At 76.6% G+C, this 25,077-nt stretch carries 22 protein-coding genes and 1 riboswitch; of the genes, 7 read left to right on the top strand and 15 right to left on the bottom strand.

The genetic code is table 11. The features are described 5' to 3' along the window. Positions 1-96: 96 nt before the first annotated feature. The 8 genes from ACI78U_RS02580 to ACI78U_RS02545 all read right to left on the bottom strand — a co-directional run bounded on the left by ACI78U_RS02580 (position 97) and on the right by ACI78U_RS02545 (position 7,794). Complete coding sequence (locus ACI78U_RS02580) at positions 97-240, bottom strand: hypothetical protein (RefSeq protein WP_456873024.1); 144 nt, start codon at positions 238-240, stop codon at positions 97-99. 439 nt (positions 241-679) lie between these two features. After that, positions 680-1,222: a DUF4234 domain-containing protein gene (locus tag ACI78U_RS02575; RefSeq protein WP_456873726.1), complete on the bottom strand. Its 543-nt coding sequence runs from the start codon at positions 1,220-1,222 to the stop codon at positions 680-682. A gap of 213 nt (positions 1,223-1,435) precedes the next feature. Then, positions 1,436-1,900: an NUDIX domain-containing protein gene (locus ACI78U_RS02570; RefSeq protein ID WP_456873725.1), complete on the bottom strand. Its 465-nt coding sequence runs from the start codon at positions 1,898-1,900 to the stop codon at positions 1,436-1,438. Between the two features lie 22 nt (positions 1,901-1,922). After that, a complete protein-coding gene (locus tag ACI78U_RS02565; RefSeq protein ID WP_456873724.1) occupies positions 1,923-2,438 on the bottom strand; it encodes a hypothetical protein in 516 nt (171 codons plus the stop codon). 105 nt (positions 2,439-2,543) lie between these two features. Beyond that, positions 2,544-3,167, bottom strand: a complete 624-nt coding sequence (locus tag ACI78U_RS02560) for an isochorismatase family protein (protein WP_456873723.1) — start codon at positions 3,165-3,167, stop codon at positions 2,544-2,546. Continuing rightward, positions 3,164-5,041 carry a hydantoinase B/oxoprolinase family protein gene (locus ACI78U_RS02555; RefSeq protein WP_456873722.1) on the bottom strand — a complete coding sequence of 626 codons (1,878 nt, stop codon included), beginning with the start codon at positions 5,039-5,041 and terminating at the stop codon, positions 3,164-3,166. The genes ACI78U_RS02560 and ACI78U_RS02555 overlap by 4 nt, the downstream gene beginning before the upstream one ends. A 3-nt stretch (positions 5,042-5,044) precedes the next feature. Next, positions 5,045-7,105 (bottom strand): hydantoinase/oxoprolinase family protein, encoded by a 2,061-nt coding sequence (locus ACI78U_RS02550; protein WP_456873721.1) that lies wholly within the window; start codon positions 7,103-7,105, stop codon positions 5,045-5,047. Beyond that, entirely contained in the window at positions 7,102-7,794 is a 693-nt protein-coding gene (locus ACI78U_RS02545; RefSeq protein WP_456873720.1) for a GntR family transcriptional regulator, read from the bottom strand. Before ACI78U_RS02545 ends, ACI78U_RS02550 begins: the two co-directional genes overlap by 4 nt. 177 nt (positions 7,795-7,971) lie before the next feature. Here ACI78U_RS02545 and ACI78U_RS02540 point away from each other — a divergent pair, with 177 nt between their 5' ends. Both ACI78U_RS02540 and ACI78U_RS02535 read left to right on the top strand, forming a co-directional pair. Next, on the top strand, positions 7,972-8,859 hold the full coding sequence (locus ACI78U_RS02540; protein ID WP_456873719.1) for an isocitrate lyase/PEP mutase family protein: 888 nt from the start codon (positions 7,972-7,974) through the stop codon (positions 8,857-8,859). Between the two features lie 123 nt (positions 8,860-8,982). Then, complete coding sequence (locus ACI78U_RS02535) at positions 8,983-14,946, top strand: DUF4011 domain-containing protein (protein ID WP_456873718.1); 5,964 nt, start codon at positions 8,983-8,985, stop codon at positions 14,944-14,946. A 205-nt stretch (positions 14,947-15,151) separates the two neighbouring features. Here ACI78U_RS02535 and ACI78U_RS02530 read toward each other — a convergent pair whose 3' ends face one another. Together ACI78U_RS02530 and ACI78U_RS02525 are read right to left on the bottom strand one after the other, a co-directional pair. Further along, a complete protein-coding gene (locus tag ACI78U_RS02530; protein WP_456873717.1) occupies positions 15,152-17,371 on the bottom strand; it encodes a SpoIIE family protein phosphatase in 2,220 nt (739 codons plus the stop codon). A gap of 10 nt (positions 17,372-17,381) precedes the next feature. Next, positions 17,382-17,732, bottom strand: coding sequence for an STAS domain-containing protein (locus ACI78U_RS02525; protein WP_456873716.1), 351 nt, complete (start codon positions 17,730-17,732; stop codon positions 17,382-17,384). 68 nt (positions 17,733-17,800) lie between these two features. Between ACI78U_RS02525 and ACI78U_RS02520 the strand changes: the two genes are divergently transcribed. Next, positions 17,801-18,229 carry an ATP-binding protein gene (locus ACI78U_RS02520; protein WP_456873715.1) on the top strand — a complete coding sequence of 143 codons (429 nt, stop codon included), beginning with the start codon at positions 17,801-17,803 and terminating at the stop codon, positions 18,227-18,229. 11 nt (positions 18,230-18,240) lie between these two features. Here ACI78U_RS02520 and ACI78U_RS02515 read toward each other — a convergent pair whose 3' ends face one another. Both ACI78U_RS02515 and ACI78U_RS02510 read right to left on the bottom strand, forming a co-directional pair. Further along, the gene (locus ACI78U_RS02515) at positions 18,241-18,597 is read right to left on the bottom strand and encodes a cupin domain-containing protein (protein ID WP_456873714.1); all 357 of its coding nucleotides are present in this window, start codon (positions 18,595-18,597) and stop codon (positions 18,241-18,243) included. A 61-nt stretch (positions 18,598-18,658) separates the two neighbouring features. Continuing rightward, positions 18,659-19,624, bottom strand: coding sequence for a TIGR03557 family F420-dependent LLM class oxidoreductase (locus tag ACI78U_RS02510; protein WP_456873713.1), 966 nt, complete (start codon positions 19,622-19,624; stop codon positions 18,659-18,661). A gap of 198 nt (positions 19,625-19,822) precedes the next feature. On the opposite strand from ACI78U_RS02510, the gene ACI78U_RS02505 reads away from it, so the two are divergent. Together ACI78U_RS02505 and ACI78U_RS02500 are read left to right on the top strand one after the other, a co-directional pair. Then, on the top strand, positions 19,823-20,986 hold the full coding sequence (locus tag ACI78U_RS02505; RefSeq protein ID WP_456873712.1) for an RtcB family protein: 1,164 nt from the start codon (positions 19,823-19,825) through the stop codon (positions 20,984-20,986). Positions 20,987-21,084: 98 nt separating this feature from the next. Next, positions 21,085-22,014, top strand: a complete 930-nt coding sequence (locus ACI78U_RS02500; protein WP_456873711.1) for an MBL fold metallo-hydrolase — start codon at positions 21,085-21,087, stop codon at positions 22,012-22,014. 15 nt (positions 22,015-22,029) lie between these two features. Here ACI78U_RS02500 and ACI78U_RS02495 read toward each other — a convergent pair whose 3' ends face one another. The 3 genes from ACI78U_RS02495 to ACI78U_RS02485 all read right to left on the bottom strand — a co-directional run bounded on the left by ACI78U_RS02495 (position 22,030) and on the right by ACI78U_RS02485 (position 23,009). Beyond that, on the bottom strand, positions 22,030-22,236 hold the full coding sequence (locus ACI78U_RS02495) for a hypothetical protein (RefSeq protein WP_456873710.1): 207 nt from the start codon (positions 22,234-22,236) through the stop codon (positions 22,030-22,032). A gap of 175 nt (positions 22,237-22,411) precedes the next feature. Next, positions 22,412-22,609 (bottom strand): hypothetical protein, encoded by a 198-nt coding sequence (locus ACI78U_RS02490; RefSeq protein ID WP_456873709.1) that lies wholly within the window; start codon positions 22,607-22,609, stop codon positions 22,412-22,414. A 247-nt stretch (positions 22,610-22,856) separates the two neighbouring features. Then, complete coding sequence (locus ACI78U_RS02485; protein ID WP_456873727.1) at positions 22,857-23,009, bottom strand: hypothetical protein; 153 nt, start codon at positions 23,007-23,009, stop codon at positions 22,857-22,859. A 354-nt stretch (positions 23,010-23,363) separates the two neighbouring features. Then, positions 23,364-23,515, top strand: a riboswitch (cyclic di-AMP (ydaO/yuaA leader). 12 nt (positions 23,516-23,527) lie between these two features. On the opposite strand from ACI78U_RS02485, the gene ACI78U_RS02480 reads away from it, so the two are divergent. After that, positions 23,528-24,049 carry a C40 family peptidase gene (locus ACI78U_RS02480; protein WP_456873708.1) on the top strand — a complete coding sequence of 174 codons (522 nt, stop codon included), beginning with the start codon at positions 23,528-23,530 and terminating at the stop codon, positions 24,047-24,049. A 56-nt stretch (positions 24,050-24,105) separates the two neighbouring features. Further along, positions 24,106-25,020: a carbohydrate kinase family protein gene (locus ACI78U_RS02475; RefSeq protein WP_456873707.1), complete on the top strand. Its 915-nt coding sequence runs from the start codon at positions 24,106-24,108 to the stop codon at positions 25,018-25,020. Positions 25,021-25,077 lie beyond the last annotated feature (57 nt).

Here is a 25,077-nt window from a genome sequence, read left to right as displayed (position 1 = left end):
CCGGGGCGGGGGGGGGGGGGGGCCGGGGCGGGGGGGGGGGTGATGAGACGGGGCCCCCCGGGCGCCCCGGGCCCGCGGGGGCCCCGGGGCGGCGCGTCAGCGGGCGGGTGCCGCCGGGGGCACCGGCGGGCGGCGGCGGGTCTGCAGCCGCAGCACCGGCTGGGTCAGCTGCGCCAGCGCGGCGCAGCGGGGGCACACCGGGCCGGGGTGGGTCTCGGCGGCGCAGGTGTCACAGGGCACGCGGGGTCTCCTCGGGCGGCGCGAGTCCGGCCGGACTCGGGGAGTCAGGACCCTGCCACCCGCGGCCGCTCCGCCCGCACCGGCTGGGACGGGTGGGACGAGTCGTCAGCGATCCGTCACCTGGGCGCGGGGGCGGGGGTCCAGCGGGGGCGCCGCCGGAGGACCGCCGTGGCGACCGGACGGGACGCGGGGGCGCAGGTGCAGGGCCGGCCGGCGCAGGGCTGCGAGGGGCTCATCGGTGACCTCCCGGGGACGGTGGCCGCCGAGCGTGGCAGCCGTCGTCGCTCAGGGCAGGCCCGGCGCACGCGCGCGACACGGATGTCATCCGATCGACCCGCCCCGTTCCCCCGGACGGCGGGCGGGTGAGCGCGCGGTGTCGACCCGGTGCGGTCTCGGGGAGCCGGAGACCGCACCAGGTCGACGACGGGCGGGGTGGTGCTCAGGCGGCGCCGAGGGAGCGCCAGTAGGCGTTGAGCGCGCCGTTGGTCTTCACGAACCAGACGATCGGGCCGACGAGGATGAAGACACCGGGCAGGTACCAGAGCCCGGTGGCGCCGCTGACCGGCTTGGCACGGCCGGCCCGCTCGTAGAGGGCGCCCACCTCGCTGCTGGTGACGAACGGCGAGACGAAGCCGACGAAGATGGCGATCACGAGCGCGAGTCCCCCGCCGAGGCCGTTGCCGGTGTGCCGCTTCATCTCGTCGTGGACCGCGTAGTACCAGACGAGGGCGTAGATCCCGAAGGTCACGATCGTCAGCAGGATCGCGACGCCGGTGCCGCGCACCCTGCCGATCGGGCCCGACGGCGGGAAGTGGGCCCCGGCGGGGACCGGCGGCATCGGCTGGCCGGCGTAGCCGGGGAAGGCCGGGGCCTGGCCGTAGGGCGTCTGGCCGGAGGGCTGGCCGTACGGAGCCTGGCCGTACGGAGCCTGGCCGTGGACGGGCTGCTGGGCGGACGCGCCCGGGTACGGAGAGGTGGTCATGGGTCCCCCGCTCGGAGTGGGCCGGCGGGTCCGCCGGCGGGCAGCAAGATAGGGGTGGGCCCCGCCCGCCGGGGGGAGGTGAGCCGCGCCACCTCCCGACCCGGCACCCGCGGCCCCGGTCGCCACTCGCGTCCCGCGACCGGTCGCCTGCCGTGGTGACCGGGACCGGGTGACCACGACGGCCGACCGGTCGACGAGAGGTGGCCGGCGACCTCAGCCGGCGAGCAGCGCCGCGAGCCGGTCGAGGTAGGGGACCTGTCCCTTCACCAGCCGGACCCGCGCCTCGGCGAGGTCGAACCAGGCCGCGCGGTCGACCTCGGGGAAGTGCTGCACCCGTCCCGAGCGCGGCGGCCACTCCAGCGGGAAGGTGCCGCTCACGACGGCGCCGGCGTCGAGGTCGCCCTCCGCGGCCCACACGGTGAGCACCTTCGCGCCCGCCCGCAGCTCACCCAGCGGCGTGAGCGACGTCGCGGGCACCGGGCTGCCGAGCTCCTCGGCGAACTCGCGCCGGGCAGCCGCGAGCGGGTCCTCGCCGTCGTCGTGCTCGCCCTTGGGGATCGACCAGGCGCCGGCGTCCTTGCGGGCCCAGAACGGCCCGCCCATGTGCCCGAGCAGCACCTGCGGGTCCCCGCCCGGGCCGCGCCGGTACAGCAGGATCCCCGCGCTCCGCCTCGGCACCGGGCCACCCTCGCACGGCGGTTCAGCGGCAGACGTCCTGGTGGCCGTGCCCGTGGCCGTTGCCCTGCCCCGGCTTGGGCTCGCAGGTCTGCGCCGGGGGCTCCGGCGCCGGGGGCACCGGCGGCGGGGGCACCGGCACGGGCGACGGCGACGGCGCGACCACCGGAGGCGGCGGGACCTCGGCCGGGGGCGTCACCGCCACCGGAGCGGGCGACGGCACGGACGACGGCGCGGGCGTCGGGGTCGCGGTCGGCGGAGCCGCGGGCGTGGACGTGGGCGCGGGCCCGGCCGCCGGCGGCGGGGCGACGGGGTCCCCGGTCCGGACCGCGGGCGCGACCAGCGCGGCCAGCCCGACGACCACCGCCAGCAGCACCACCGCGCCGCCGGCCACCCAGCCGCGACGCCAGGCCGCGCGCTCGGCGCGGTGGCGGGAGCGGGTGGGCAGCACGTCGGTGTCGCCGTCGATCGCGTCGTCGATCGCGTCGTCGAACCCGTCGTCGAACACGTCCAGGGGCGAGAGGGTCCGGCCGGTGTGCACCGGCGCGAACCTACGGAGCGGAGGCGCCCGGCTCCGCGCGACCCGCCGGACGGCGAGGGCGGCGCCTCCCGGGGGCAAGGGGGGACACCCGGGAGGCGCCGCCGGTCAGGGGAGGCGCTGGAGCGCGGTCAGCGCCTCGGTCAGGTCCACGACGTCGGCGTACTTGGCGTCGAGGTCGGCGAGGTTGTTCTCGTGCAGGGCCGGGGTCCGGTCGGCGCAGGCCTGGCGCACCACCTGCGGCCGGAACCCGGAGTTCAGCGCGTCCATCGCGGTGGCCCGCACGCAGCCGGACGTGGAGACCCCGGCGACCACCACGGTGTCCACGCCCAGGCCGGTGAGGGTCGGCGCGAGCGTCGTGCCGAAGAACGCCGAGGCGTACTGCTTGACCACCACCGGCTCCCCGGGGTCGGGCTTGAGCGCGAGCTCGCCCCACTCCCCCGGCGCGTCCTCGGCGAACGCGGCGAGCGCCGGCACCTTGCGGACGAACAGCCCGCCGTCGGCCAGGCCGCGGGTGTAGCGCACCGCCGTCCACACCACCGGGTGCCCGGCGGACCGGGCGGCGGCCACCAGGGCGGCGGTGGCCTCGACCGCCGGGCCCGGGTCGGGCAGTTCGAACGGCCCGCCCGGCTCGGTGTAGGCGCGGCAGAGGTCGACGACCACCACCGCCGGGCGCTCGCCCCAGCCGACCCGGCCGGAGAACGACGGGCCGTGGGGTCCGGGCGCGCTCATCCCGCCGCCCACACCGGGCGCCGCGGCGCGGGCAGGCCGGTCTCCTCCTCGCACCGGGCCAGCAGCTCCTCGATCGGCGGGCCCATGTCGAAGACGGGCAGCTCCGCGGGCCGGTCGGCGCGCATCGTGTCGCGCAGCGTCTCGGTGGCGTCGGCGTCGACCTCGCCGTCCTCGGTCAGGCAGACGCCGTACCGCTCGGCGCCCCGGGAGGTGACCAGCCCGCGGCGGACCTCCCGGGCCACCAGCTCCGGGTCGCGCTGCAGCGGGTCGCCCCACCCGCCGCCGCCCCAGGTGACGAAGTGCAGGACGTCGCCGGGCCGCACCGGGACCCCGTGGCACTTGCTCGGCAGCACCTCGCGCGTGCCGTCGGCCCGCTCGATCCACTTGCGGCCGCGGGCGCCGGGCTGCCCGCCGTTGACGCCCCACGGGTAGGTGAGCCAGCGGTCGTCGTGGATGGCGATCTCGCCGGGCTCCTCGAACACGTAGGCGACGTCGACGCCGTTGCCGCCGCGGTGCAGGCCGGCGCCGCCGGTGTCGGGGACGGTCTCCCACCGGTCGATCCGCAACGGGTAGTAGGACTCGAGGTACTCGCAGGGGATGTTGACGAAGCTCGGCCACAGCGAGTGCCCGTCGGGGCCGTCGCCGAGCGGCCGGCCGGGGATGCCACCGAACCCGATCGAGTACAGCTGGAACCACTCGCCCTTCCGCTCCCCCGACGAGTAGTGGCCGGAGTACATGAAGTGCGGCGAGGAGGAGAAGCCGGCCGCGTTGAGCAGCGCCGGGTTGGTCTGCCCGAGCAGGCCGCCGAACAGGTCGAACACCCGCCCGATGCCGTGGTTGCGGCCCGACAGCGCCGCCGGGAACTCGGGCTTCCAGTACGAGCCGTCCGGGATGGTGACGTCGACCAGCGGGTAGAAGCCGTCGTTCCACAGGATCTGCGGGTCGGCCACGGTGATCATGTAGATCCCGAAGAACATCCGGGCCAGGTTCTCGTTGAGGTAGTAGTTGATCGGGCCGGCCGCCTGCGGCGAGGACCCGGTGAAGTCCAGGTGCACCTTCTCGCCGGTGCGGGTCAGCGACAGCTTCAGCTCGTAGGGGCCGTTGCCGACGCCGTCGTCGCAGATGTAGTCGGTGAACGAGAGGGTGCGGCCCTCCTCGAACACCATCTGCAGCAGCACCTTCATCGCGTCGTGGTTGCGCTGCAGCAGCGCGTCGAGCGCCGAGAGGTAGGTGGCCGTCCCGAACCGCTGGCACATCTCCACCACCCGCCGGGCGGCGGTGCGGCACGCGGCGACCAGGCCGTTGAGGTCGGCGCGGTTCCAGTCGGGCTTGCGGACCTGGTTGAGGATGATCCGCAGCGCGTCGTCGTTGAGCACGCCCTTGCGGTAGAGCTTGAAGGGCGGGATGACCACGCCCTCCTCGTAGATGGTGCGCGCGTCGGTGGGCATCGACGACGGCGTCTTGCCGCCCACGTCGGACATGTGGCCGAACATCGACGCCCAGCCCACGACCCGGCCCTCGTGGAACACCGGCATGACCAGCAGCCAGTCGTTGGCGTGGCTGATCGCGGCGCCGCACGAGTACGGGTCGGACGTCAGCAGGACGTCGCCCTCCTCGACGGTGTCGTCGAAGCCGTCGAGGAAGTCGGGGATGGACAGGCCGAACTGGCCGACGACCATCTTCCCGCTGGGGTCGCCGATGAGCGGGAACTCGTCGTGCTGCTCGCGGATGCCCGGCGACAGCGCGGTGCGGAACAGCACCTCGTCCATCTCGTAGCGGGCGTTGCGCAGCCCGTTCTCGATGAGGTCGAGGGTCACCGGGTCGACGTCGACGCGCTCCACGCCGCCGGTCGCGGTCTCGATGATCCGGGCCACGGGTCAGCCCTCCGCGGGGGTGATCAGCAGGGACCCGGACGCGTGCACTTCCGCCGCGTGCCCGGGCAGGACGAGGGTGGTGGAGTCCATCTCGGTGACGATCGCGGGGCCGCGCACCACGTCCCCGGCCCGCAGCCGCGCCCGGTCGTAGACGCCGGCGGTCACCCGCTCGCCCTCGACGTGGACCGGGTGCTCGGTCACCAGCGCCCCGGACGGGTCGCCGTCGCCCTGTTCCAGGTGCACCGGGGTGACGTCGGGCCGCGGCCCGGTGACGGTGGCGCGGGCGTTGACCAGCTCGTGGTCGACGTCGAGCAGGAAGGAGAACAACCGGTCGTGCTCGGCGTCGAAGGCCTTCCCGAGCTCGCCCAGCGCGCCGTCGCCGTCCAGCCACGCCGGGTCGACCTCGACCGGGATCTCGAAGCCCTGCCCGTGGTAGCGGACGTCGACCTGGAAGCCGACGGTCTGGTCGGCCCGGGCCAGGCCCTGCGCGGCCAGCCGCTCGCCGGCCTCGTCGGCCAGCTCGCGCAGGATCTGCGCCAGCTCGCCGTCGGTCAGCTGGCCGAAGCGGCGCAGCACGGTGCGGGCGGACTCGTCGCGCCGGCTGGTGGTCGCGTCACCCAGGGCGCACAGCACGCCCGGTGACGGCGGGACGATCACCGGCCACGCCCCGGTCAGCTTGCCCAGCGCGTTGGCGTGCAGCGGCCCGGCGCCGCCGAAGGCGACCAGCGCGAAGTCGCGCGGGTCGAAGCCCTGCTGCACCGAGACCAGCCGCAGCCCGCCGAGCATGTTCTCGTTGACGATGTCGACGATGCCGGCGGCCGCGGCCTCCGGGGAGTCCAGGCCCATGGCCTCGGCCACCTTGCTCACCGCGTCCCGCGCCGCCTCGACGTCGAGGGTGATCTCGCCGCCGGCCAGCGCGGAGGGCAGGTAGCCGAGGACGACGTTGGCGTCGGTGACCGTGGGGTCGACCCCGCCCTTGCCGTAGGCGGCCGGGCCGGGGTCGGCGCCGGCCGACTGCGGGCCCACCCGCAGCGCGCGGGTCAGCTCGGGGACGTGCGCGATCGAGCCGCCGCCGGCGCCCACGGTGCGGACGTCGACGCTGGAGGCCCGCACGGTGAGGTCGCCGACCTCGGTCTCCCGGCCGATCCGCGGGGACAGGTCGCGCACCAGCGCCACGTCGGTGGAGGTGCCGCCCATGTCGAAGGTGATCAGGTCGCGGTGGCCGCACTGCTCGGCGACCCACACCGCGCCGGCCACCCCGCCGGCCGGGCCGGACAGCAGCATGGTCACCGGTGCCGCGACCGCGGCGTCGGCCGACTGCAGGCCGCCGTCGCTGCGCAGGATCGACAGCTCGCCGGCGACGCCGCCCTCGCGCAGCCCCTCGGAGAGGTGGCGCACGTACCGGTCGACCTGCGGCTGCACGTAGCCGTTGGCGACGGTGGTGAGCGTCCGCTCGTACTCGCGCAGCTCGGGCAGCACGTCGGAGGACAGCGACACCGGTACGCCAGTGAGCACCTCGGCGGCGAGCTCGCGGATGCGGCGCTCGTGCGACCCGTCGGCGAAGGAGTTGACCAGGCTGACGGCGAGGGCCTGCACGCCGCCGCGCGCGAGCCGCTCGAGCTGGTTCCGGACGTCGGCGTCCTCGAGCGGGCGGACCACCGACCCGTCGCTGGCGATCCGCTCGTCGACCTCGACGGTGTCCTCCAGGTCGGCCAGCGGCTCGGGCTTGGGCCAGATGATCCAGCCGGCCAGCCCGCCGGGGACGAAGCTGCGCGCGATCTGCAGGACCTGCCGGAAGCCGCGGGTGGTGACCAGGCCGACGGTGGCGCCCTTGCCCTCGAGGATGGCGTTGGTCGCGACCGTCGTGCCGTGCAGCACCTGGGCCACCTCGGCCAGCGAGATGCCGGCGTCGGCGCAGACCCTGTCGATGCCGGTGAGCACGCCGACCGCCTGGTCGGCCGGGGTGGAGGCGGTCTTGGCCCGCCAGGTGGCGCCGCTGTCCTCGTCCACGAGCAGGACGTCGGTGAAGGTCCCCCCGACGTCGACTCCGAGCCGGTAGCTCATGCGGTCTCCTCCTGGCGGATCGCGGTGGCGGTCATCTGCAACCGGGCCGCCCGGACCATGACGGCGCGGGCGTTGGCGATGTGCGAGGTCATGACGGCGCGGGCCCAGGCGGGGTCGCCGGCGCGCAGGGCGGCGACGATCTCGCTGTGGTGCGCCAGGCTGCGGCGCAGCGACTCCTCGTCGTAGGTGAGGAAGTTGCGCCGCACGATCGGCGGGTGGATGGCCGCGGCGAGGGCGGCGGCCAGGGTCGGGTGCGCGGCGAGGGCGACCAGCCGGTCGTGGAAGGCGCGGTTGAGCGGCACCAGCGCGTCGAGGTCCTGGCCGGGACCAGGGGCGCCGACCTCGTGCATCCGCCGGGCCAGGGCGTCGAGCTCCTCGACGTCGGACGGCCGGGCGTTGGGCACGGCGTGCGCGGTCAGCTGCGGCTCGAGGACCGACCGCAGGTCGAACACGCCCTCGAGCTCGGCGACGGTCCAGGTGGCCACCCGGGCGCCGCGGTTGGGGACGACCTCGACCAGTCCCTCGGCGGCCAGCCGGGACAGCGCCTCGCGCACCGGCGTGCGGCTCACGCCGAGCCGGTCGGCCAGCTCCACCTCGCCCAGCCGCGCGCCCGGGGCGAGGTCCCCGCCCATGATGAGCTCGCGCAGCGCGGCCAGCGTCCGCTCCGCGGACGTCTGCGGACGTGTCACCGGTCACACCTCCCCATGATTGCATGCAACGTAGGGGCGCCGACCGCCGGACACAAGGGCCCGCCGGGAAACCCCGCAGTTCCGCTTCGACGGTTGCCGCGCACGTCAGGACGGGTGCAGACTGCGCGCGACCCGGACCGGCCCGAGTCGGGCTCTGTATGCAACCGAGGGGGCACCGTGGGTGATCTGCTGGGGAACGGCCCGGCTCCGCGGGCCCGGCTGCGCGAGCTGCTCGCCGGGCCCGGGCCGCTGGTGGCGCCGGGCGCCTACGACGCGCTCTCGGCCCGGCTGGTCGAGCAGGCCGGCTTCGACGCCGTCTACATGACCGGCTTCGGGACGACGGCCTCGCTGATCGGCCGCCCCGACGTCGGGCTGCTGTCGGGTGCGGAGATGGTCGACAACGCCCGGCGGATCGCCGCCGCCGTCGACGTCCCGGTCATCGCCGACGCCGACACCGGCTACGGCAACGCGCTCAACGTGGTCCGCACGGTGCAGCTCTACGAGCAGGCCGGGGTGGCCGGGATCCAGCTCGAGGACCAGGTCATGCCCAAGAAGTGCGGGCACATGAGCGGCAAGGCGCTGGTCGGCACCGCGGAGATGGCCGGCAAGGTGCGGGCAGCGGTGGCCGCGCGGCGCGACCCCGACCTGGTGGTGATCGCCCGCACCGACGCGGTGGCCGTCAGCGGGGTCGACGACGCCCTGGAGCGGGCCCGGGCCTACGCCGACGCCGGGGCCGACCTGCTCTTCGTCGAGGCGCCGACCACCGAGGCCGACGTCGAGCGGATCGCCTCGGGGCTCGCCGGCGTCGCGCCGCTGGTGTTCAACTGGGCCGAGGGCGGGCGCACGCCCCCGCTGTCGCTGCAGCGGATGACCGAGCTGGGGTTCGCGCTGGTCATCTACCCGATCGGCACCCTGCTGGCCGCCACGGCGGGCATGCGCTCGCTGCTCGCGGCGCTGCGGGCCCAGGGGGTCCCGCCGCTGGAGGGGCTGCCGTCCTTCGGCGAGTTCACCGACCTCGTCGGCCTGCCCGAGGTGCAGGACCTGGAGCAGCGCTTCGCGGGGTAGGGGCGCTCACCATCGGCAGCCGCGGGAGGGCTCCGGACAACGTCTCGGCGCTCCTGTCACACCCGCCCCAGACGCTCGCGGCGATGACCGGACCGTTCCGTCCGGGCCGGTAGACAGGACGCCGTGAGCACCACCGACGCCCGGCCGCATCCGCACGACGGTGCCCCCCGGGTGGCCGTGGCGATCACCGCCACGAGCACGCCGGTGCTCTCGCACGCCCTCGCCCACAACCGCGTCCCGGTGGTCTCCCGGCTGGCCTTCGCCACCCACGGCGCGGCGGTGTCGGGCGCGGTGGTGCGGCTGGGCGTGCAGGACGCCGAGGGCCCGGTGGGGCGCCCGGTGGAGCTCACCGTCGACCTCGACGCCGACGCCACCACGGTGCTCAGCGACGTCGACCTGGTCATGGACCCCGCCGCGATGCTGCAGATCGAGGAGCAACGGCCCGGCGTCATCGAGATCGACGTGACCGTCGACGGCGCCGACGTCGGCGGCACCGCGGTCCCGGTGCAGGTGCTCGCCGCCGGCCAGTGGCTGGCCACTCCCCTGCCGCTCGCGCTGGAGCTGCTGGCCGCGCACGTGCTGCCCAACCACCCGGCGGTCCCGGCGCTGCTGACCGAGGCCGCGGCGCTGCTCGACGAGCGCACCGGCGACGCGTCGCTGGACGGCGGGGAGGCCGGCCCGGAGCGGGTCGACGAGATCGTCTCCGCGGTCGCCGCCGCGATGCGGGCCCGCGGCATCCGGCACAGCGAGGCGGCCGCCGACTGGGCGCACATCGCGCAGAAGGTGCGCACCCCCGGCGACGTCCTCGACGGCCGGGTGGGCACCTCGCTGGACACCACGGTCGTGCTCGCCGCCGCGCTGGAGGCCGCCGGCGTCCGCACGCTGCTGTGGCTCACCGAGGGCCACGCGTTCCTCGGCTACTGGCGGGAGGAGCGCAGCGCCGAGAGCGTGGCGACCACCGACGTCGCGCCGCTGGTGGACTCGGTCGGGCTCGGCCTCGTCCGGCTGGTGGAGACGACGCTGCTGACCAGCCGCAGCGACGGGGACCCCGACGCCGAGCGGCTGCACCGCGCCGCCCGCGACGCGTGGCTCACCGGCGGCGCCGACCGCGTCCTGGGCGTCACCGACGTCCACCGCGCCCGCCGCGACGGCATCCTGCCGCTGCCGGCCCGCACCCGCGGCCCCGACGGCGCGCTGCAGGTGGTCGAGTACCGCGCCGCCGAGCACGACCCGGCCGCGCGCCCGCCCGGCCGGCACGCCGCCCCGGCCGCCGGCGCCGGGGTGCCGCCGCGGGTGCAGCGGTGGCGGGACGACCTGCTCGACCTGGGCCTGCGCAACCGCCTCGTCCACCTCCCCCATGGCGCCGGCCTGCCGCTGGTCGTCCCCGGCCTCTACCTGGCCACCCTGGCCGAGCTGCTCGCCGACGGCGGGGTCACCCTGCTGCCCAGCGACCGGGTGCCGGCCGCGGACGCCGACGGCGGGCCGCGCTCGGCGCGGGAGCTGCCGGTCGGCGTGCTCGGCGAGGTCCTCCACGAGGGCCGCGCCGTGCACGCCGACGTCACCGAGGGCGGCTACCTGCCGCGGCTGCGCGCGCTGGCCGCCCGGGCGCGCACCGTCCGCGAGGAGACCGGCGCGAACGAGCTGTACGTCGCCGCCGGCAGCCTGGCGTGGGAGCTCGACGGCCGGTCGATGCGCTCCCCGCTGGTCCTGCTGCCGGTGGTCCTCTCCCCCGCCGACGGCTCCTACCGGCTGGCCGCCGACGACGCCGCGGCCGCCGTCCCGAACCGGGTCCTGCTGGAGAAGCTGCGCCGGGTGCACGGGCTGACCGTGCCCGGGCTCGACGGCGAGGACGACGACGGCGTCGACCTCGAGGGCGCGCTGGCCGCGGTGCGGCAGGCGCTGGCCGACGCGGCGCTGCCGTTCCGCGTCGAGGCCACCGCCGACCTCGCCGTGCTGCCCGCCGCCCGGTTCCGCGCGTGGCGCGACCTCGACCGGTCCTGGACCGAGCTGGCCGCCCACCCGCTGCTCGCCCACCTGGCGCACACGCCGACCGCCCCGTTCGCCGACCCGGTGCCGCCCGCCGCGGCCGACGCCGATCTCGACGAGCTCGCCGCCGCCTGCCCGCTGCCCGCCGACGCCGCCCAGCTGCGCGCCGTCGCCGAGGCCGCCGCCGGCCGCACGTTCGTGCTCGAGGGCCCGCCCGGCACCGGCAAGTCGCAGACCATCGCCAACCTGGTCGCCCGCGCGGTCGCCGAGGGCAAGCGGGTGCTGGTCGTCGCCGCCAAGCGGACCGCGCTCGACGTCGTCGCCCGCCGGCTCGAGTCGGTGGGCCTCGGCCCGGCCACCCTCCCCCTGCACGGCGACGCCGCCCGCCCGGCCGGGCTGCGCGCCCGCGTCCGCGCGGCGCTGGACCGCCCGGCCGACGTCGAGGACCCGGGGCCGCCCGCCGACGTCGAGGACCTGCGCGCCGCGCGCCGGACGCTGGCCCGCTACGCCGACCGGCTGCACGCCCCCAACGCGGCAGGCCTGTCCTTCCACGCCGCGCACACCGCGCAGCCGGCCGCCGGCGAGGACGTGCCGCGGCTGCCGCTGCCGCAGGAGTTCGCCGCCACCGCGTCCGCCGAGACGCTGACCGCGGTGCGCCGCGCGCTGGCGCTGCTGCCCGTCGTCGCCGACCTGGTTCGCCCCTCGCCGCGGCACCCGTGGGCCTTCGTCGACACCGCCGGCGTCGACCTGCGCGCCGCCCACGCCGCCGCCTCCGCCGTCGACGCCGCGATGCGCGCGCTGCCGGCCGAGCCGCACCTGGCGCGGGCGCTGCGCGAGGTGCGCACGCCCGGCGACCTCGACGACCTCGCCCACCTGCTGTCCGGGCCCGCCGTCGGCCTCGACGTGCTCGACGAGGTGCCCACCGAGCGCTGGTCGGTGGCGACGACGACGGTGCTCGGCGAGGTCGCCGCGTTCACCTCCGCCGTCCACCCGGGTCTGGAGCTGGCCACGCCCGAGGCGCTCGCGCTGCCGCTGGCCGACCTCTACGTCGCCGCGCAGACCGCCCAGGCCGGCCACTGGTGGGCCCGGCAGGAGGGCCTGCGCGTTGTGCGGGCGCAGCTGGCGCCGGTGCTGCGCCCCGGCGTGACCCTCAAGCTGCGCGACGTCCCGGAGCTGACCGCCGCGCTGTGGCGGCTGCAGACCGCGGCCACCGGCATCGCCGCGCGCGCCTCGGTCATCCCCGGGCTGTCGGTGCCGGCCGGCTGGAACCCGCTGCTGGACCCCACGCTCCTCGACGGGCAGGTGGCCTGGCTGCGGCGGGCGGGCGCGGTGGTCGACAGCGCCCGCGAGTTCGCCGTCGCGCTGCGCCGCTACGTCGTCGCCGGGCCCGGCCCCTCCCCCGAGGCGGCCGCCGCCGTCGTGCGGCTGCGCGACGAGCTGGACCGGCTGCTGCGCGTCTGCCGCAGCACCCCCGCGCGGCTGGCCGCCTGGTGCGGCGACGACGGCGTGCTGCTGCGCTGGGCGATGACCCGGCCCGAGCGCGGCGTCGAGCACAGCGGGCTGATCTCGCTGCGCCGGTGGGCGGAGTTCCTCGACACCCTCGATCCGCTGCGCGACGCCGGTCTGACCGACGCCCGCGCCGCGCTGGTCAGCGGCTCGCTGCCCGCCGAGGACGCCGTCCGCGCCTTCGAGCTCGGCCTGGCCGCCGCGTCGGCGACCGAGCGCAGCGCCGCCACCGGCCTCGACGAGTTCGACGCGGCCGCGCACGACCGGGCGGTCGCCCGCTTCACCGCCGCCTCCCGCGCCGTCCGCGCGCACCTCACCGGCGCGCTGCCCGCCGCGGTGGCCGCCCGGCGCCCCGACGACGACCTGCTCGTGGCACTCCGGGGTGCGCTCGCCGACGCCGACGGCGGGCCGGGGGTGCGCGCGCTGCTCGCGGAGCGCGGGGACGTCGTCACCGCGCTGCTGCCGTGCGTGCTGGCCGGCCCGGACGCGGTCGCCCGGTTCCTCCCGGCCCGCGCCGGCCTGTTCGACCTCGTCGTGTTCGACGAGGCCTCGCAGCTGCGCGTCGCCGACGCCGTCGGTGCGCTGGGCCGGGCCCGCGCGGCCGTCGTGGTCGGCGACAGCGCGCAGCTGCCGCCGACGCCGCTCGCCGAGACCACCGCCGCCGGCGACGAGCTGCCCGAGCTGCCCGGCACCGCCGTCGAGGACGAGGAGTCGATCCTCTCCGAGTGCGTGCGCGCCGGGGTGCCGCGGCTGGAGCTGTCCTGGCACTACCGCAGTCGCGACGAGTCGCTGGTCGCGTTCAGCAACGCGCACTACTACGGCAACCGGCTCTCCTCGTTCCCCGCGCCCATGTCGGCACGGCCGTCGGCCGGGGACGGCGGGCACGGCATCTCGCTGGTACGGGTGCAGGGCACCTTCCACCGCACCGGCGCGGGCCGGCTGCTGCGCACCAACCCGATGGAGGCCAAGGCCGTCGTCGCGGAGGTCCGCCGCCGCTTCGACGCCGCCGCCCCCGGCGAGGTCCCCTCGATCGGCGTGGTCACCGTCAACGCCCAGCAGCGGGCCTACGTCGAGTCCCTGCTGCGCGACGCCGGCGACGAGCGGCTGGTCGCGGCCCTCGACCGCACCGACGGCGAGGGCGTGGTCGTCAAGGACCTGGAGACGGTGCAGGGCGACGAGCGCGACGTCGTGCTGCTGTCCACGGTGTTCAGCGCCGACGACCGCGGGGTGCTGCCGCTGAACTTCGGCCCGCTCAACCGGGTCGGCGGCGAGCGGCGGCTCAACGTGGCGATCACCCGCGCCCGCCGGCAGGTCGTCGTCTTCTCCTCCTTCGACCCCGCGGCGCTGCGGGCCGAGCAGACCTCCTCGCTGGGCATCAAGCACCTGCGCGCCTACCTCGACCTGGCCGCGCTCGGCCCCGACGCGCTGCCGCGGGAGGCGCGGCGGCCGGGCGTCCCCGACCGGCACCGCGACGAGATCGCCGCCGCGCTGCGCGAGCGCGGGCTGGTGGTGCGCACCGACGTCGGCCTGTCGGGCTTCCGCGTCGACCTGTCGCTGGCCCCGGCCGACGCGCCCGACACCCCCGTGGTGGCCGTGCTGCTCGACGGCCCGGCGTGGGCCCGACGGCGCACGGTCGGCGACCGCGACGCCCTGCCCGCCGAGGTGCTCGCGGGGCTGCTCGGCTGGCCCGCGGTCGAGCGGGTGTGGCTGCCCGCCTGGCTGCGCGACCGCGACGCCGTGCTCGACCGGCTCACCGCCGCGGTGACCGCGCTGGCCCCGCCGGCGCCGGCCGCCCCGGTGCTGGCCGTCGTGGACGCGCCTCCCGCGGCGGCGGACGACGACGAGGAACCCGGGGTTCCCGGCCCGGCGCCGCGCGGCGGGCCGGTGCTGCGGTCGGTGGCCTCGGCCGCCGTCGCCGCGCTGCCGGCGCCGCGGCACCTGCCCGACCCGACGGCCGCCGACCCCGAGACCCCGCCGGTGACGCCGCCGGTCGTGCTGAGCGTCGTGCCGCCGGTCCCGGAGGAGCCCCCGGCTCCCGAGGAGCCGCCCGCCGAGCAGCGCTTCCGCCCCTGGGCACCGAAGCCCGCCGGCGACCGCAAGGTCCTCGACGCCCTGGCCGACCCGCGCAACGCGCGCCTGGTCACCCGGGTGCTCGCCGCGGGGCTCCGCGCGGAGGGGCCGGTGCACCGTGATCGCCTGGTCCGGCTCGCCGTCGGCGCGTTCGGGCTGTCGCGGGTCGGTGAGGCCCGGCGCGACGCGCTGCTGGCGCTGCTGCCGGCGCACACCCTCGACGGCGACGTGGTCTGGCCGGCGTCGCTGGACCCGGCCGGCTGGACCACCTACCGCCGCCAGACCGCCAGCGCCGTCCGGCCGCTGGACCAGGTGCCGCCGCAGGAGGTGGGCAACGCGATGGCCGCGCTGTGCCGCGAGGCCGGTGGGCTGGCCCGCGAGGACCTGTTCGCCCGCACCGCCGAGGTGTTCGGCTACCGGCGTCGCACACCGTCGCTGGTCCCGCTGCTCACCGCGGCGCTCGACCGCGCGGCCGCCGCCGGCCGGCTGACGGTGCACGAGGACGGCCGCGTCACCGCCTGCTGAAGGACCCTTCCTGCCCCCGCCACTCGCACGCTCGTGGCGGGCTCCTGCAGGAGGGCCGCCGCGCGCAGTCGTGCTCTGCCCACAGGTGTAGGCAGAGCACGAGCTTCCGCCGGGTCACCTCCGGTGACCCCTTCGTGCACTGCACACAGGGGTAGGCAGAGCACGACTGTCCGCGCGAGCACACCACCCCGGCGGCGTGCCCGGCTCAGACCCGCGCCAGCCCCACCACGGTGACGTCGTCGGCGCCGGACGGGCCGAGGGCGGCGACCACCGCGTCGACCACCTCCTGCGGCTCGCCCGCCGCGGCGGCCACCGCGTCCCGCACGGCGGCCATCCCCTCGGGGAGCGGGCGGTCGCGGCGCTCGACCAGGCCGTCGCTGTAGAGCAGCAGCCGGTCGCCGGCGTCCAGCCGCAGCTCGACCTCCGGGTAGGCGGCGTCGTCGAGCAGGCCCAGCGCCGTGCCGCGGCCGTCGGTGACCAGCGCGGCGGTGCCGCCGGCGGCGTGCACGGCCGGCAGGTGCCCGGCGCTGGACAGGGCCAGCCGCCCGGTGGCCGGGTCGAGCTGGGCGACGACGGCGGTCGCCATCTCACCGGGCAGCAGCGCGGCCACCAGCCGGTTGAGCTCGGCCAGCGCAGCGGCCGGTCCCTCGTCGCGCAGCAGGGCCGCCCGCAGCGCGTGCCGCAGCTGCGCGGTCACCGAGGCCGCCGTCAGCCCGTGCCCGGCGACGTCGCCGAGCACCACGGCCAGCGTCCCGCCGGGCAGCGGCACCAGGTCGTACCAGTCACCGCCGACGACGTCGGCCTCGCTCGGCCGGTACCGCGCGCCCAGCGCGACGCCGCGCACCTTCGGCAGCCGCTCGAGCAGCAGCGTGCGCTGCAGTGCGGCCGCGAGCCGGTCGTCCTCGCCGGCGCGGGCCAGCACCGCCGCGCCGAGGTGACCGGCCAGCGCGCGGGCGGCGGCCACCTCGTGCCCGTGCCAGGGCCGGGCGGTGCCGCGGACGGTCTCGGTCCAGCGGGCGAACGAGCGGCGCGGGCTGAGCCGTCCGCCGTCGACCTCGGACGTGCGCGGGTCCCCGCCCCAGCTGACCTCGCGCGGCGTCTCGGGGCGGAACCAGGCGAGGAAGTCCCCGCGCCCGCCGCCGACCTCGACGGCGAGCACCCCGCTGGCGTCGGTGGCGAGGTCGTCGAAGCCGGGCAGGTCGAGGGTCAGCCGGTCGGTCGCGCCGCCGGCGCGCAGCACGGCCGGCACCAGCGCGGCGACCCGGTCGGGCGGTGGCGTCGTGCCGAGCAGGTGCAGCCGGCCGTCGAGACGGACGGCGGCGCCCGAGGCCGGCAGCAGGTCCAGAGCGGTCACCGCGCCGTCGACCAGCGCCGCGGCCGGCGTGCGCGGGCTGCGGCCGATCGCGCCGACCAGGTCGGCCTCCCGCTGGGAGACCGCGACGACGCGGTCGCGCTCACCGGCCTCGACGGTGGTGTGCAGCAGCAGCGAGGCGGTGCGGCCGAGGAACTCCGCGGCGGTGCGGTCGGCGTAGGAGGGCCGGTGCGGACCGCTGTAGGAGTGGCAGGCGACCAGGCCCCAGAGCCGGCCCCGGTCGATGAGCGAGACCGACATCGAGGCGGTGACGCCCATGTTGGCCAGGTACTCCAGGTGCACCGGCGAGACGCTGCGCAGCATCGCGCCCGACAGGTCCAGCGGCGCTCCGGTGCCCGGCACTCGCGGCGGCACGAGCGGCACCGGGGTGTAGGAGGCGTCGGGGATCAGCCGCATCCAGTTGGTCGTGTACAGCGCCCGGGCCTGGGCGGGGATGTCGCTGGCCGGGTAGTGCAGGCCGAGGAACGGCTCGAGGTCGGGGCGGCGGTCCTCGGCGACCACCTCGCCGTTCCACTCGGCGTCGAAGCGGTAGACCATCACCCGGTCGAAGCCGGTCAGCGCGCGCACCTCGCGGGCGAGGACGGCGGTGAGCCCCTCGAGCGTCGTCGGCGCGGACAGCCGCTGCAGCACGGTGGGCAGCCGGCGGTGCCAGGCCGCGCCGGCCTCCCCGGCGCCGGCGACCGGCTCCCACTCGGTGACGAGCAGGCCGCCGCTGCGGGAGAGCACCAGGTCCAGCTCGGTGCCGCCGGGCGCGACCCGCAGCGGGTCGGCCTGGGCGAGGTCGCCGGCCAGCGCGGCGCGCAGCCGCTCGAGTTCGGCGGGGGTGAGCAGGTCGGCCAGCGTCGCGGGGTCGGTGCCGAGGACGTCGGCGGCGTTGGCCGAGGCGACGAGCACGGCGAGGTCGGGCTCGCTGACGGCGAGCAGCGCGCCGTGCGGCTGGATCGCGCCCGGGACCGCGATCGGCTCCTCGGCGCAGCGGGCGAGGGCCTCCTCGTCGACCCGCCGGCGGACGGGATCAGGCGCAGGCGGGGTCGGCGTCCCGGTGGAGGTCACTCCACCGACCCTACGACCCGACCTCCCCGTCGCCCCGGCCCGCAGACTCGACCACCGGCACCAGCCGCTCGAGCTCGAGGAGGTCGATGACCAGGCGGACCGCCTTGTTCTCCCGCGGGCACACCACCTGCAGCGACGTGCCGGCCTCGGCGGCCCGGCGGGCGGCGCGGACCAGCTGCCGGGCGCCCGAGGAGTCCATGAAGGTGGTGTCGGTGAGGTCGATGACCAGCGACCGCGGCCCCGCGGCCAGCTCGGCCTCGACGCAGTCGGCCAGTTGGGGGACCGTGGCGATGTCGAGCTCACCGCGTACCCTCAGCGCGGGTCGCCCGAGTCCCGCACCGCGGTGGACGGCGAACTGCACGATCGGGCTCCCTCGATGACGGAACGGACCCGAGGAGCGTAACGCGGCGTCGGAGAGGGGGCCTCGGCGTGGACATCTCGTTCACCGTGCGGCTGCCCGTCGACGTCGACAGCGTGCCGTTCGTCCGCGGCCTGTGCCGCCAGGCGCTCGACCACCTGCGCGTCGACCGGCCGGTGGTCGAGGAGACGACGCTGGCGCTCACCGAGGCCTGCGCCAACGTCGTCCAGCACGCCGGCGAACACGCCGAGTACGAGGTGTCGGTCGCGATCGACGACCGCCTGTGCCGGATCACCGTGGTCGACGACGGCACCGGGTTCGACCGCGCCGAGGCCGAGGACCGGGCCGGTCTCGACGGCGACGGCGGCGCCGGCGTGCGGCTGATGCAGGCGCTGGTCGACTCCCTCGACTTCCGCCAGGACGCGCAGGGCCGGCACCGGGTCAGCCTGGAGAAGCGGCTCTCCGCCCGCCCGTCGCTGCGGCTGCTCGACCGCGAGTAGGCCGTCCGGGCTCAGGCGGGTGGCGCGTCCCGGTCGCCCTGCTGGGCGGGCGGGGACGTCGCCTCGACCGCGGTGAACGCCTCGACGATCTCGTAGGTGTGGCTCACCCCGGCCGGCACCACCCAGGAGTCGCCCGGGCCCAGCTCCAGCGTCTGGTCACCGGCCCGCAGCCGGGCCCGCCCGGCGACCACGTAGCCCACCGTCTCGTAGTCGCGCGCCGTCTCCGGCTTGCCCGCGCTCTCCGGCTGCTCGTCCCACAGGCGCATCGCCACCCGGGAGCCCGCCGCGAGGTGGTGCTCTCCCATCCGGCCGGTGCCCGCGTCGGGGGCCGCGACCTTGGCGACCCGGTCGTCGCTCGTCTCGCTCACGGGGAACGGCTACCCGGGCGCGGGACGGGCAAGCGTCCCGCGCCCGGCGCGTCGCGACCGGTCAGGAGGCCGTCAGCCCCCGGACCCGCTCGATCAGGCCACCGGCGCAGGCGTCGATGAAGCCGTCGGGGTCGGGCCCGGCGTTCTGCAGCACGATGTGGTCGAACCCGGCGTCGACGTAGGGCTGCACGTGCCGCACGTGCTGGTCCTCGTCGGGGCCGCAGCTGAACTGCTGCTTGACGTCCTCGAGGCGCACCGTGGAGCTGGCTGCCTCGAAGTTGACCGGGTTGGGCAGCTCGCTCATCACCTTCCAGCCGGTCAGCGCCCAGCGGCTGGTCTCCAGCGCCTCCTGCGCGCCTGCGTCCTCGTCGGTGGCCCAGGCCAGCGGCACCTCGGCGTAGCGCGGACCGGAACCGCCGGCGTCGCGGTAGGCGCCGACCAGGTCCGCGCGCGGCTCGGTGGCGAACAGCCCGTCGCCGTGCTCGGCGGCCAGGGCCGAGGCGTTGCGCCCGCCGCTGGCGACGGCGATGACCGGCAGCTGGTCGGGCAGGTCGAAGACGCGGGCGTCCTCGAGCTGCAGGTGCTTGCCCTCGAAGGTCTGGTAGCCGCCCTGCCACAGCAGCTTGATGATCTGCAGCGCCTCGCGCAGCATCTCGTGCCGCACGTGGACCGCCGGCCAGCCCCGCCCGACGACGTGCTCGTTGAGCCGCTCGCCGGCGCCCACCCCGAGGGTGAACCGGTTGCCCGAGAGCAGCTGCACGGTCGCCGCGGCCTGCGCGATGACCGCCGGGTGGTACCGGATGATCGGGCACGTCACCCCGGTGACCAGGCCGATCCGCTCCGTCTTCGCCGCCATCGCGCCCAGCAGCGACCAGGTGAAGGCGCTGTGCCCCTGGTTGTCCAGCCACGGGTGGAAGTGGTCGCTCATCTCGACGAAGTCGAACCCGGCCTCCTCGGCGCGGACCGTCTGCCGCACGATCTCGTCCGGCGGGAAGGCCTCGGTGGCGAGCTTCAGTCCGACCTGCATGTCGTGTCGTCCTCACTGTGCGGCTGCCGGGTCCGCCGCCAGGGCTGCCCGTGCCCCGCGGAACGGAAACGGCACGCCGGGGTCCGCGGGGGGGCATCCGGGTAATGCGGTCGCGCCGCGCGAGCCGAGCGCGTTGACTGCCCCGGCCCACCGACGGCACCGCGGGGACCGGGCTCCGCGCAGCAGGAAGAAAGGACCATGGAGAAGATCAGCGACCGCCTGCTCAGCTGGGCGTCGATCCTCGAGCCGGCCACCCGGGAGCAGGCCGAGCGCACCGCCTCGATGCCGTTCATCCACCCGCACCTGGCGCTCATGCCCGACGCGCACCTGGGGCTCGGGGCGACCGTCGGCTCGGTCATCCCCACCGACGGCGCGATCATCCCCGCCGCGGTCGGGGTCGACATCGGCTGCGGGATGATGGCCGTCCGCACCCAGTTCACCGGCGACGACGTCCGCGGCCGCAACCTGGCGGTGCTGCACGAGCAGATCGCGCGGGCGGTCCCGCTGTCGGCCGGCCGCTACAACCGCAAGCTGCGCGAGACGGCCGCGGCCCGGGTCGAGGAGCTGCGGGCACTGCCCGGGGTGGAGCAGGCCGACGGCGCCGCGTTCAACTGGCCGCTGCAGCTGGGGTCGCTGGGCTCGGGCAACCACTTCATCGAGGTCTCCCTCGACGAGGCCGACCGGGTGTGGCTGTTCCTGCACTCGGGCTCGCGCGGGGTGGGCAACCGGCTGGCGTCGACGCACATCCGGGTCGCGCAGGAGCGCACGCGGCAGCGCGGCGTCGACCTCCCCGACCGCGACCTCGCCTACCTCGAGGAGGGCGAGCCGGAGTTCGACGCCTACATCGAGGCACTGCGCTGGGCACAGCGGTTCGCCGCGCTCAACCGCGAGGAGATGATGGACCGCGTCGCCGAGCAGGTGTCCCGGTTCCTGACGAGCGAGGTCCGGCGCGAGCAGGTGGTCCAGTGCCACCACAACTACACCGAGCGCGAGACCCACCACGGCCGCGAGGTGTGGCTGTCCCGCAAGGGGGCGATCTCCGCGCGGCGCGGCCAGTGGGGGCTGATCCCGGGCTCGATGGGCGCGGCGTCCTACGTCGTCGTCGGCAGGGGCGACCCCGAGTCGCTGGAGTCGGCGCCGCACGGTGCCGGCCGGGCGTTCTCGCGGACCGCCGCGCGCAAGCAGTTCAGCCGGGCCGACCTCGACCGGCGCATGACGGGCATCGCCTGGGGCCGCTCGGACGCGTTCCTCGACGAGCACCCTGACGCCTACAAGAGCATCGACGTCGTCATGGCCGACGCCGCGGACCTGGTGGAGATCCGGCACACGCTGCGCCAGGTGGTGAACGTCAAGGGCGACTGAGTCCTCCCCGGACGCTCGTGCTCTGCACACCCCTGTGTGCAGAGCACGAGCACGCCGGACCGCTTCCCCGGCGGTCCCCGGTGCAGGACAGTGACCCGGTGACGACGTCGATCGAGGCGGCCGGGCTCGAGCAGGTCGCGCCGGGGGTCTTCGCCTACGTGCAGCCCGACGGCAGCTGGATGATCAACAACACCGGCGTCGTGACCGGTGACGACGGCACCGGCGTCATGGTCGACACGACCTCCACCGAGGCGCGCAACCGGGCGCTGTTCGCGGCGGTGGACGGCGTCGCCCCGGGCCGGCTGCGGGCGCTGGTGAACACCCACCACCACGGCGACCACACCTTCGGCAACTGGTTGGTGCCGGACGGGACGCCGGTGGTCGGGCACGAGCACGCACGGGAGGACCAGCTCGCCGCGGGCCTGATCGCCGCACAGGTGCTCACCGGACCGGACTACGGGCATCTGGAGGTGCGCCCGCCCGACGTCACCTTCACCGGCGCGCTGACCCTCCACCTCGGGGAGCGGGGAGTCGAGCTGCATGCGGTGGGCCCGGCGCACACGCGCGGCGACGTCGTCGTCTGGCTGCCCGGCGAGCGGGTGGCCTTCGCGGGCGACGTCGCCTTCGCCGGCGGCCAGCCGTTCCTCGCCGAGGGCAGCGTGGCCGGGTACCCGCGGGCGCTGGCCGCGCTGCGGGCGCTGGAGCCGGAGGTGCTCGTGCCCGGGCACGGCCCGGTGTGCCGTGGCGACCAGGTCCCCCGGCTGCTCGACGAGCTCGCCGGCTACGCGGCCTTCGTCGACGCGACGGCGCGGGAGGGACACGCGGCCGGGTGGTCGCCGCTGGAGACCGCGCGCCGGCACGCGGACAACCCGTACGCGGCGTGGCAGGAGTCCGAGCGGCTCGTGGGCAACCTGCACCGGGCGTACGCCGAGCTCGACGGCCGGCCGCCGGGCGAGCGGCTGCCGCTGGCGGACATCTGGCCCGACATGGTCGACTTCCACGGCGGCCCCATCGGCTGCCGGGCCTGAGGGCGTCCCCGGCGGTCACGCCGGCGCGGGGGCACCGTCCAGGCACCGGCGGGCCGCCGGACCCATCCCGAGTCCCGCGAGGATCCCCCCGGCCCGGCGCCGGCGCTCGCGGGCGCGCTCGCGCAGCAGGCCGCCGAGCGCGGCGTTGACCGACCGGTCGGCGCGGCGCTCGAGGAACTCCGCCGTCGCCAGGTGGGTCGCTGCCCGGCGCAGTGCCTCCACGTGCTCGAGCCGCTCCTGCGGTCGGCTTCCGGTCGGGGGCCCGGCGGTCCCGTCCGCGCCTGCTGTAGCGCTGGTCGTGCTCGTGGTCGTCATCGCGTCCCTCGCCTCCATCGGTCCCCGCATCTGTGGAGACGCCGGAAGGCGGCGGGGATGACGCGGCGCGGGGACGAGGCGGTCAGCTGCCGGGGAAGCCCGGGCGGTCGCCGGTGCCCATCCCGCCCTCACCGGCGCGGGGCGACTGGTCGGGCGCGGCGCCCACCTCGGCGTCCTCGTCGTCGTGGACGGGGCGCTCTCCCGGCAGCACGTCGTCGTCCTGCCCCGAGCGGTCGTTCGTGCCGCCGTACGGCCGTCCGGTCATCGAGCCCTCGGTCACTGCGGACCTCCTCCGCCGTGCACCGACCGGCCGGCTGGGCTCACCCCGGTCGGTGCCGGGGTGCCCGGCCGGCCGGCAGCGGAAACCGTCGCCCCGAGACGCACTGTGCCGGTTGATCCCGTGCTCTGTCGGCTCGATCGCGCCCGCAGAGCGCCGGGAGAGCCGGCAAGGGGGCGGCAACCAGCGCGGGGAGCACCGCACCCCCCGTCCCGGAGCGGGACGGGGGGCGCGGTAGGGCGTCGGTCGGTCAGTAGGCCCGGCCGCTCGTGCCGCCCTTCTTGTTCTTGTTCTGGAAGTCGCGGACGAACTGCTTGATCTTCGCCTGGTTCTGCGGCTTCTGGAGCTCCTGCACCACCTTGGCGGCGACGCCCGAAGCCACGAGCTTCCTCAACATCCCCACGGGGTCCTCCTCCTGTCGGCTCCTGTCCCGTTGCCCCGTCAACGCGCGGGGCAACCGTGGGGATCCCGGCCTTTCACCCGTTCCACCGGTGGCGGGCCGCTGACGGGGCGTGCGGACGCACCGTTGCGTCCTTTCTCGTCCCGTCCGGCGTGTCGGCGCCCATCCGGGTGCCGCCGCGTGTCCAGGACCTGGGCGTGCGCGGTGCTCGCGCTGGCGTGTCGGGTCCGGGAGGCCAGTCAAATCCGCAGGTCCGCGCCGGGCGTGGCGCCGCGTTCCGTCGGTTGAGGGCCCCCTGACCCCTCCCTACCGTCGTCGCCGGTCCGCCAGGGTCCTTCGTCGCGCCCCGTGCGACACCTGGTGGCCACGCCGAACCGGGCGCCGGAACCCACCGGCAGCCCGGGCCGGGGACCCACTGCAGCACTGGGGTGGAGCGCGACTCGTCGCGCCGGGCGACTCCTCCGTCCGAACCCGTCAGCTAACCCGGTAGGCGGTCGCGGAGAACAGGAGAACCGTCGTCCATGACGACCGCACGCACGTCCACCGCTCGTCGCTCGTTCCGCGGCATCGCCGTCGCGGCCATCGCCGGAGCCGGCATCGTCCTCTCGCCCCTCCCGGCCTCGGCTGCCGCGGGCGGTGGTGGTGGCACCGCGACCGGGACGGTGGCCGCCGCGCCGGCGCCCGCGCCCACCGGCGCGGCCCAGGTCGCCGTCGACACCGCGCTCGCCCAGGTCGGTGACCGGTACGTCTACGGCGCCACCGGGCCGGACTCCTTCGACTGCTCGGGCCTGACCAGCTTCGCCTACGAGGCGGCCGGCGTCTCGATCCCGCGCACGTCGAAGGCCCAGTCGACCTTCGGCACCGCGGTGGCGAAGGCCGACCTCCAGCCCGGTGACCTGGTCTTCTTCTACAGCCCGGTGTCACACGTGGGCATGTCCATCGGCAACGGCCAGATGGTCCACGCCTCGACCGCCGGCAAGCCGGTGGCCGTCGTCGACCTCGACTCGATGCCGAGCTACGCGGGCGCCCGCCGGGTCGCCTGACGCACGTCGCGGAAGGGTGCCCCGGCCGGGCTCTCCGGCCGGGGCACTCTCGTGTCGTGGTGCACGAGGACGGTCCCCGGTGGCCCCGCCGCGCCGGCTCCGGACCGGTGGTGGCCGTGGGCAAGCTCGTCGCCGACCAGCTGCTGGAGCTCACCGCTCCGCTGGTGGTCGGGGGCCAGCAGCGGGTGGTCCGGACGACGACGGCGGGCGGGGCGCCGGCCAACGTGACGGCGAACCTGGCCCGTCGCGGCACCCCGGCGAGGCTCGCGGGCTGGGCGGGTGCGGACCCGCTCGCCGACACGTTGCTGGCCGGACTGGCCGGGCGCGGGGTGGAGACGGCGGTGGTCCGCCGTGGCCGCACTCCCCTGTCGACGGTGCTCGTCCACCCCGACGGGGGACGGACGCTGCTCACCGACAGCGGCGAAGGCGGGCTCGAGCCGGACGACGTCCGCGCCGCGTGGCTCGCCGACGCGGCCGCCGTCCACCTCGACGGCTACGACCTGCTGCCCGGCCGTTTCCCGGACGCGCTCCGGGCAGCCGCCTCGCTCGCCCGGGACGCCGGCGTGCCGGTCACCGTCGACGTGGCGGCCGCGACGCGGATCGAGCGCCACGGCGCCGACGCGTATCGGGAGCTGCTCGTGGCGCTGCGGCCGGACGTCCTGTTCTGCAACGCCGTCGAGGCCGCGGTGCTGGGACTGGACGGCGACCTGCCCGCGTGGGCGCCGGCGCTGGTCCTGGTGCACGCCGGCGCGCGGCCCACCCGGGTGCTGACCGCGGCGGGCGCGTGGCAGGTGCCGGTGGAGCCCCTGCCGGAGGGGCGGCTCCGCGACACCACCGGCTGCGGGGATGCCGTCGCCGCCGGGGTGCTGGCCGGCTGGCGGTCGGGGGCGCCGGTCCTGGACGCGGTCCGCGCCGGCCACGAGGCGGCCGCGGTGGTCGCGGGTGTGGTCGGGGCCCAGCCGCCGCCCTGACCGCCCGGGCTCACCGTCGACACCGGCGTCACCGGCCAGTGCCTTTATAGCGATAAT

Source organism: Geodermatophilus sp. SYSU D00710, from assembly GCF_054050195.1.
The sequence above is the reverse complement of the archived record's forward strand: the minus strand, read 5'-3'. Positions and strand labels throughout refer to the sequence as shown.

Excerpts from the sequence above, each read along its gene's own strand:
- ACI78U_RS02480 (WP_456873708.1), top strand. The coding sequence starts at position 23,528 with ATGACGACCGCACGCACGTCCACCGCTCGTCGCTCGTTCCGCGGCATC.
- ACI78U_RS02505 (WP_456873712.1), top strand. The coding sequence starts at position 19,823 with ATGGAGAAGATCAGCGACCGCCTGCTCAGCTGGGCGTCGATCCTCGAG.
- ACI78U_RS02575 (WP_456873726.1), bottom strand. The coding sequence starts at position 1,222 with ATGACCACCTCTCCGTACCCGGGCGCGTCCGCCCAGCAGCCCGTCCAC.
- ACI78U_RS02550 (WP_456873721.1), bottom strand. The coding sequence starts at position 7,105 with ATGAGCTACCGGCTCGGAGTCGACGTCGGGGGGACCTTCACCGACGTC.
- ACI78U_RS02510 (WP_456873713.1), bottom strand. The coding sequence starts at position 19,624 with ATGCAGGTCGGACTGAAGCTCGCCACCGAGGCCTTCCCGCCGGACGAG.
- ACI78U_RS02560 (WP_456873723.1), bottom strand. The coding sequence starts at position 3,167 with ATGAGCGCGCCCGGACCCCACGGCCCGTCGTTCTCCGGCCGGGTCGGC.